We start from the raw sequence: 7,995 nt of genomic DNA on the forward strand, positions 1-7,995 counted from the left end.
GAGGTTGTGTCAAAACGTTGGCACAACCTCTTTTATATTTTAAGTTCTGCTATATTTTCTTTTGGCTATGCTACTTTTTCCTCATGCATTTGGCAGCAAGTTGCTATATTCCAATTATATCGGGTTATAAATAGTCCCATAAACAAATATTTGGCAACTGTAATGAGCCCCTTTCCTTCTTTTATCAGTTTAGCACACATTTTTTTGATATTAAAGGCTATAGCAAAGAAAGCAAAGTCCATTGTAACCTTGTCTTCTCCCACATGCCGGAATCTTCTGTATGCCATGTTGTATTTCATTTGTCCAAACACAGCTTCTGGTTCTATACACCTCCTGCCTCTATGCTTGATACCTTCTTCTGAGAGCAACCTTTCCCGTGCCTGCCGTTTGTATTGATTTAATCGGTGGTTGACTTCTATAATACGGTTCCCCCGAGCTTTAAAACAACTGCCACGCAAAGGGCAACCTTCGCATCTTTTTGCTTTATACCGGGCACTTTCGGTGATGTATCCGCTCGCTGTCTTGTCACGTTTGGTTCCTATACGGTTCATGTGCTGTCCCATAGGACAAACGTAATAATCCTCTTGGGCATTGTAATGGAGACTTTCGGCATGGAACGGGTTGGGAGTATAACGGGGACGCTGTTCTTTATGGAAGTAATTGTACTTGATGAAGGCTTCTATCCCATTCTCCTGCATGAACCGGTAATTTTCTTCCGAACCGTAACCGGAGTCTGCCACGCAGATATTCGGTAAACGGTTATAGCGGTACTGGAAAGAGTGGAAAAAAGGTATGAGGGTCAGTGTATCGGTAGGGTTGGGAAACAGACGGAAGTCTGTGATAAATTGGTTTTCAGTACCTATTTGCAGATTATATCCGGGTTTGGTCTGCCCGTTCTTCATGGCATCTTCTTTCATGCGCATGAATGTGGCACCAGGATCGGTCTTGGAATAGGAGTTACGTTCTCCAAGGGTATCAAGGTGATTGTCATATTCTATCAGCTTGTCACGATACCCTTCAAGTTCCCTGACCTGCTTCTTCTTTTTGCGCAGGGCTTTCTTTTCTTCCTTATCCTTTGTTGCAGGCTGGCGTTCCAGGGCTTCTTTAAGTTCATCCACTATGTCAGAGAGCCTGCAGGAAGTAAACTCCACGGATGTGTCTTTTATAGAGTTCTCCTGTGCAATGGTTTCATCCACCTGCTCCAAGAGAATACGGATTTTATCCATTAGTCTCGTACGGTTCCGTTCGACTGTCTTGCGCCAGACAAAAGTATATTTGTTGGCTTTGGATTCAATCTTGGTGCCGTCAATATACTCCACATCAAGGCTGATGAAACCTTTATCGGCAAGGACAAAAATCAACTGGGTAAATACATTATTTATTTCCTCCTTTACACGGTTACGAAAACGGTTGATCGTGATAAAATCCGGATGCTCATTACCGGCAAGCCAAATATAATGAATGTCACGAAGGAGGTGCTTCTCTATTTTACGGCAAGAATATGATATATCTCTGGAAAAATCTAACGAATGAAGGAAAATGATGATGGCGGCACTGGTGTTCAGTGACTTATGAGGACTTATGATGAAAGCCTCGCCGATGCGAAAGTGCAAGGAAATGAAAGGTAATGAGGGTGGACGGTTTCTTATCCATTACCCGATAATAAGGTAAGTTTATAGGTCGTTGGAGTTTATTTCTATTCTCTGCCACATTCTGCATAACAGTGTACAACTCGCTGATAACTAATTTTGTAACCAAAAAAGAATTGGATTATGCGAAGTACATTTAAGGTGCTGTTCTATGTGAACGGAAGCAAAGAGAAAAACGGTATTGTCCCCATTATGGGGCGAGTTACAATCAATGGTTCAGTGGCTCAATTCAGTTGCAAACTGACCATTGCAAAAGCAATGTGGGATGCCAAAGGCAATCGGGCAAAGGGTAAGAGCAAAGAATCGAGAGACATCAATTTGGCTTTGGATAATATCAAGGCTCAAATCATCAAGCATTATCAACGCATTTCGGATAGAGAAGCCTATGTAACTGCCGAAATGGTACGCAATGCCTATCAAGGTATCGGAACGGAATATGAAACATTGCTCGGAGCATTTGATAAAGACAACGAGAGTTTCAAGAAACGTATCGGCATAGACCGTGCAGCAAGTTCCTACAATGTGCGTGTAAGGTCACGAAATCATTTGGCTGCATTCATCAAGAAGTGCTACAAGCGTAGTGATATTTCTATGCTTGAACTTACTCCCGATTTTATCAAGGAGTATGAAATTTATCTCTCTACCGATGCAGGTTTGCATAATGGTAGTGTATGGTCACATTGTATGTGGCTGAAAACAATCGTTTCTAAGGCTCATTACAATGGACTGACACCGAGAAATCCTTTTGCTCAGTATCGGGTAAATCAGAACATCAAGGAGCGTCAATACTTGACCGAAGATGAAATCAAGGCTGTAATGACACACGAATTTGCGGATAAGAAGTTGGCTTATATCCGAGACCTGTTTGTGTTCGCAAGCTTCACAGCCTTATCATTTGTGGATATTAAAGAACTGACAACCGAAGATATTGTAGAGATAAACGGCGAGAAGTGGATTCTATCTAAGCGACACAAGACAAAGGTCAATTTCCAAGTGAAACTATTGGATATTCCATTGCAGATAATCAAGCGATACGAGAGATTCCAAGAGGACAAACTCGTATTCCCCAATCTCAACTATTGGAATATCTGTAAACCATTGAAAAAGATGATAAAAGAGTGTGGGATTTCAAAGGATATTTCATTCCATACCGCACGTCATGGGTTCGCTACGCTTGCTCTAAGTAAGGGTGTTCCCATTGAGAGTGTAAGCCGAGTGTTGGGGCATACAAACATTACTACGACACAAAAGTATGCTAAGATTACAACCGAGAAAATCGACAAGGATTTGACAATGTTTGGCAACAGACTTAATCAATCGTTTAGTGAAATCTCAATAGCAATGTAACTATGGAACGAGCAATTATAACAATCAGCGAAAGCGGCAGAGTGAATATCCCAATCGGCAATGTATGGATGTCTGAAATGGAATTGGTGGAGTTGTTCGGGGTGATAGCCCCGACACTCCGAGCCGCCATAAAAGCGATATACAAGAGTGGAGTACTTTGCCCTGTTACTACCCAACGATGCGATTTGGCAACGCCTAAAAGTTGGGCTACATACTACAATCTTGAAGTGGTTATTGCCCTTGCGTTTCGGTTTAACACTTATGAGGCAAGTAAGATAAGGCAAAAGGTGTTGGAGAGTTTATGCCAGCGAAAAGAGAACGGGATTAGCATACTACTATCGTTGTGGAGTATTGGGCATCAGATTTCACCCAAAGGGATATGCTAATAGACAACGAGACCTGCTATTCTCACGAACGGCAGGTCTCAATCGTCTTATATGTAAATATCTATCAAGGAAATGATAGAGTTTCTTAATCTTCTCTATTGTGCCTCATTATTCAAAAGCCACACAGTCTGTCAATGTTCTGTTAGCTGGAAGCTCAACACTTATATATGTATTATAATTTTCTGCTGTGATTTCTACCTCACCACATACGCAATCTTTAAGTGTAATCTTTGCATTTGCAGCAAGAGCTGATAAGTCTAAATAGTAACCTTTTTCAAATACACATTCAGTAAAAGTTGTAGAAACATATGGGCGGATAAGACGGTCATAGTCTTGGTCATAGCCATTGTTTTGCCAATATTTAGATGAGTTCTCTCCAAAATTACATTTTGTGAATGAAACGGCATCAAGACCTGCAAGACTTGTCCACCCTTTCACTGTAGAGTTTGTCACTATCAGATTCTTCCCATTATGCTCAGTAGTATTGATTGCATAACCAGGACCATCAACAACTACATTATCAATATAAATATCTTGTTTAGGCGATGAAATAACAATACCACGACCGACAGGGGTGTCAATTGTTAAATTCTTGATTGTACCTCCATATGTTTCAACAGCATAACCATTGTATTGAGGATTTTCAATATCCAAAGAGAATCCATTGCCATCAAGAACACCACCTTCTTTCATAACTACAGCAACAGGAGTTCCATAAATAGCACTATTTGCAAGAGGAGCGGCTACATCTTCAGCAAATACAGTTGTATATCCTTGACTAAGAGCATAATTTACGCCATTAGCAGTACCTACTGTTGCAATATTATTTTCTACAGTATAAACATTTACAGTTACATTGTTAGTAGTATTTGAAGAAAGATCTGCGTTTGGTCTGTTATCACCCACAACTGCACCAGCAGCTGATTCCTTACCTGTATCTGCATATTCAGCAATCATATCTGCAATTACATTAGTATTATTAACTACGCAGTTTTCAACTTTAGCACCAGTCATTAAGCGTCCTGCTATACCACCAACACTTCTGTAGGCTGTTATATCAAGGTTGTTTACAGTACAGTTTGTAACAGAATAGCCCGTTTTGCTATTCTCAGAAACATATCCAACGATACCACCAACGTTATTAGCATTATTTTTCTGGCTGTTAGGAGTTGAGAGAATCTTACCACCATCTACATGACAATTCTCAATATTACCATAGATAGAACCTACGACTGCACCTGCTTTGTAATGTCCAGATATATTAACATTAGACAATTTTACATTCTTAATGTTACCAATTACATTACCAAACAAGCCAGCAGAATTTTCATCATCAGTAACCTTTACAGTCAAATTACTTATTGTCTTATTACCACCATCGAAAGTTCCCATGAATGTTTTGGTTGTACCGATAGGAGTCCAAGCAACATTTTTCATATCAACATCAGAAGTCAATTTCACTGTATAACCAGAGAATTGGTTGCTATTGGTATTACTTTCTGTTGATAACCAGTTAAGACCATCTACTGAGTAGAGATAATAGGTCTTGGTCGCTGCATCATATTTAACTCCATTTGTAACCTCTTCAAATTCAGGATAATTATAATCATCATCGAATCTTTCATCAATAACAATATTGAATCGAATATCGCCCGTCAGAAGTTTACCAAGAATATTTGTTCTCCAATTACGTTGTACGGGAACTGCATGTAAACCTTCATCGAAAACGATGTCTTCACCACCTGACTTAAATGTAAACTGCAGACCATCTGCTTCCAAAGTAGTTCTCTTTTCATCGTTATCAGTCAAAATATAGCTCATAGAAAGATACTTGTACTTCTCGTTTTCCTGAATAGTACCATCTCTATCCACATCAACTTCCAAAATTGCAGGGTCTGTAGGGATTGCTGCAAAATCATATTCAACTGCCTGTTCGCCTTTTACAGTACCATCGAGCAAGTTGATAGAAGTAGCAGCATTCTTGATGACAACCTTTGACGCGGTAATTTCTATACCTGATTCTACTGCTGCTTTCCAATCAGCTTCTGTTACACCCACATTGATTTGAGCAAAAGGACGCTTCAATACAACATCAATTTCTGTATTGCCTGTTACCTTGAAAGTTTCAGCCTTGAAGAATGCGTCACGAGTCTCATCGTTATTGTCACCCTCATAATCTACGGCAACTTTTAGTCCGTCAGGTTCTGCAGTAACTGTGTAAGCATTGCAGCTTGCATCTTGTGCCCAAAATACGGCTGTGTACTCCTGTCCCTTTGCCAATGTCACTTCTACTGCATCTTGCTTACTTCCATTAGGAAAAGCTTTTGGCTTTGTCAACAAGCCGTTTGTAGAGCCTGCAATAGTTGTAATCAACTTTTTGTCTGCATCATAGATAGCATAGTACAGAACATCTGCACTTTTACCATCACTGATAGCACGGGTAGCGATACCACCTTCGGCAGCAAGTGAGAATGTCACCTGAGCCTCGTTTCCTGACTGAACCACATCCAGTTCGTCATTCGAACACGATGTTGCCAGCAACATACCTGCTGCTGCGAACATACCTAAGAATAATTTCTTGTTCATTTTTTTGATTTTTAAATTTAACAATAAAGTTTACTTGTTTCTGATTTTCTGTTTTTGTAATGGTTGCCACATTCCTTTGAATGTCGCCTCCATTGTTTAGGGCTGTCCTGCGTGAGCAGAACGGGAGTTTATCATCAATCGTTGTTGCCTGCACCGATGCAGGGTAAAGGTCTTGGGAACTATCCCTTACCTTTGCGGATTCTGCTTGATTTCTGTTTTCTATTCGGCTTTTAACTCGTTAATTAGGTTTTACTTATATGTCAATTCTCTTATTCTGTTGCTGTGAAATTCCCTGCGATGTTGCTTCGTTGATTGGCTTCAATTTCCACCTGTGGAAATTGTATCGTCTTGCTTGCATTGCCATCGGTCAAGATTAGTTCAGCAGAAACCTTTGTTGCTGTGGTCGGAGCAAACAGATAGCCCATAGCGAGGTAGTTATATACCGTTTCATTACCGTCATTATCTTTTACAGAGAATGTTTCGGTTGTGGTATCGCTGAAATTCCAAGTGTAATCGGTTACACCGCTTGCGGTATTGGTAAATGGGTGGAATGTGTCGGGAACATCTTTTGCTGTAAATGATGCCTGCATCGGTGTTCTTATAGTTCCTACATTGATTTGAGCCAACGGACGGACAAGTTCAACGGGATAACTGCAATCTCCCGTAATGGTAATGTCTCCCATTGTGGCGAAGAAAGCATCAGCGGCTTCCGCTTGGGTGAATGTTATCGGATTAGGTAGAGCGTTCATTTCGATAGCGGTCAGATCATCTATATTGTAGATGTTCTGATTGCTATCATACGCCCAAAAGATAAAACTGTATGTCTGCTCCTGTGCCAATGTGAGTTGTACATCTGCCGAAGTGTCATATATTGGGAATGACTTGCGGTCTATTTCGTGATAACTCCAGTTGCTACTGCTGTTGGTATGCACATCTGCAACGCCCTTTTTGAATATTCCCACCACAAGGGTATTTACTTGTTCCGCTTTCCCGAATGAACGGGTACGAGTGTCAGTAGGAAGTGTGGCAGTGAAACTTACTCGAACATCGCCCACCTCTTGCCAATCATCTGAACAGGATTGTATGCCTACCATCATCAGGGCAAGCACCGCCAATATTGATATGTTATGTAGTAGATTCTTCATCGTTTCTATCTGTTAGGGGAAAATCAGGTTATGGTCTCCGTCAAAGTCAGGATTGATGGTTACACCTCCCGATGCCTCCGACATCAGGAACATACCCGTTAATGTGGTATGGTGGCTACGCTTCAACGGCACTTCTATCGGCTCGGTCAATGAAAGTTGTGTGCCCTCATTGTCATAAATACCTATCTGCACCGTTACAGCCGACTTCTTGCCGTTTACAAATACATAGTCAAATCCCATTGAAGCCTCCGATTCGGAGAGTTTCCTCAAGGTGGACTCGAACATCACTCCCGTAGAGGAATCCACGGGCTTGTCGGTGTACATACTATAAGCGTGAGGCATAAATCCCACATAGTAGAACACGACCTTGTAATCCTCGATATTTACGGCTCTTGTCGGAGTGTCATCGACTGATTTGTTTTTGTTTTCGTTAGCTTTGGATGCTATACGGGTGGATTCCTTGTCGATGAACTCCACCACATCGTTGGTGATGAACTCAAACTTCGCCAAAGGTCGTTGCATAGCCACATTGAGCGTATCAGGCAAACGCTCCATAATATCTGCTGGAAAATCCAGTGTAAGCTGCCCCCTAAAACCAAGCGATTCTGCCCCCTTAAAACATTCAACAATGCCCCCTTAAAAAGTCTTGACCGATGGGGTTATTATTATTTTAGTTTATTTCCCTCTGTATGCAGCCATTTTACGGACACTTTCTCCTGTCAGCTCAATCCGGTGCGCCGTATGTATAATACGATCCATAATGGCATCTGCTACTGTAGGGTCTCCGATTGCATCATACCAATTGTCCGTTGGCAGTTGCGAGGTGATGATGATGGACTTGCGCCCATGTCGGTCCTCTATTATATCGAGCAGGATGGGTCG

6 protein-coding genes and 1 pseudogene are annotated in these 7,995 nt (G+C 41.3%); 2 read left to right on the forward strand and 5 right to left on the reverse strand.

Annotated features, from left to right (window positions below; genetic code table 11):
* Nucleotides 1-65 precede the first annotated feature (65 nt).
* Nucleotides 66-1,502, reverse strand: a pseudogene (locus CSD97_RS18365) (IS1182 family transposase); the annotation flags it as partial.
* 267 nt (nucleotides 1,503-1,769) lie between these two features.
* Here CSD97_RS18365 and CSD97_RS18370 point away from each other — a divergent pair.
* Both CSD97_RS18370 and CSD97_RS18375 read left to right on the forward strand, forming a co-directional pair.
* Nucleotides 1,770-2,996, forward strand: a complete 1,227-nt coding sequence (locus tag CSD97_RS18370) for a site-specific integrase (RefSeq protein ID WP_098032890.1) — start codon at nucleotides 1,770-1,772, stop codon at nucleotides 2,994-2,996.
* Nucleotides 2,997-2,998: 2 nt separating this feature from the next.
* The gene (locus tag CSD97_RS18375; RefSeq protein WP_098032891.1) at nucleotides 2,999-3,382 is read left to right on the forward strand and encodes a hypothetical protein; all 384 of its coding nucleotides are present in this window, start codon (nucleotides 2,999-3,001) and stop codon (nucleotides 3,380-3,382) included.
* A 108-nt stretch (nucleotides 3,383-3,490) separates the two neighbouring features.
* Here the strand turns inward: CSD97_RS18375 and CSD97_RS18380 are convergent, their stop codons facing one another.
* The 4 genes from CSD97_RS18380 to CSD97_RS18395 all read right to left on the reverse strand — a co-directional run.
* Entirely contained in the window at nucleotides 3,491-5,968 is a 2,478-nt protein-coding gene (locus tag CSD97_RS18380) for a DUF6562 domain-containing protein (protein WP_143272448.1), read from the reverse strand.
* Nucleotides 5,969-6,237: 269 nt separating this feature from the next.
* Nucleotides 6,238-7,113, reverse strand: a complete 876-nt coding sequence (locus tag CSD97_RS18385; RefSeq protein WP_143272449.1) for a hypothetical protein — start codon at nucleotides 7,111-7,113, stop codon at nucleotides 6,238-6,240.
* 12 nt (nucleotides 7,114-7,125) lie between these two features.
* Nucleotides 7,126-7,668, reverse strand: coding sequence for a DUF6562 domain-containing protein (locus tag CSD97_RS18390; RefSeq protein WP_179948667.1), 543 nt, complete (start codon nucleotides 7,666-7,668; stop codon nucleotides 7,126-7,128).
* Nucleotides 7,669-7,788: 120 nt separating this feature from the next.
* Nucleotides 7,789-7,995: ATP-binding protein (locus tag CSD97_RS18395; protein ID WP_082427858.1), on the reverse strand; the 207-nt coding region annotated here is incomplete at its 5' end.

The sequence above is a fragment of the Bacteroides sp. AR29 genome, assembly GCF_900217715.1.
Classification (GTDB): domain Bacteria; phylum Bacteroidota; class Bacteroidia; order Bacteroidales; family Bacteroidaceae; genus Bacteroides; species Bacteroides uniformis.

Coding starts and splice junctions, on each gene's coding strand:
- CSD97_RS18375 (WP_098032891.1), top strand. CDS start 2,999: ATGGAACGAGCAATTATAACAATCAGCGAAAGCGGCAGAGTGAATATC.
- CSD97_RS18380 (WP_143272448.1), bottom strand. CDS start 5,968: ATGAACAAGAAATTATTCTTAGGTATGTTCGCAGCAGCAGGTATGTTG.
- CSD97_RS18385 (WP_143272449.1), bottom strand. CDS start 7,113: ATGAAGAATCTACTACATAACATATCAATATTGGCGGTGCTTGCCCTG.
- CSD97_RS18390 (WP_179948667.1), bottom strand. CDS start 7,668: ATGGAGCGTTTGCCTGATACGCTCAATGTGGCTATGCAACGACCTTTG.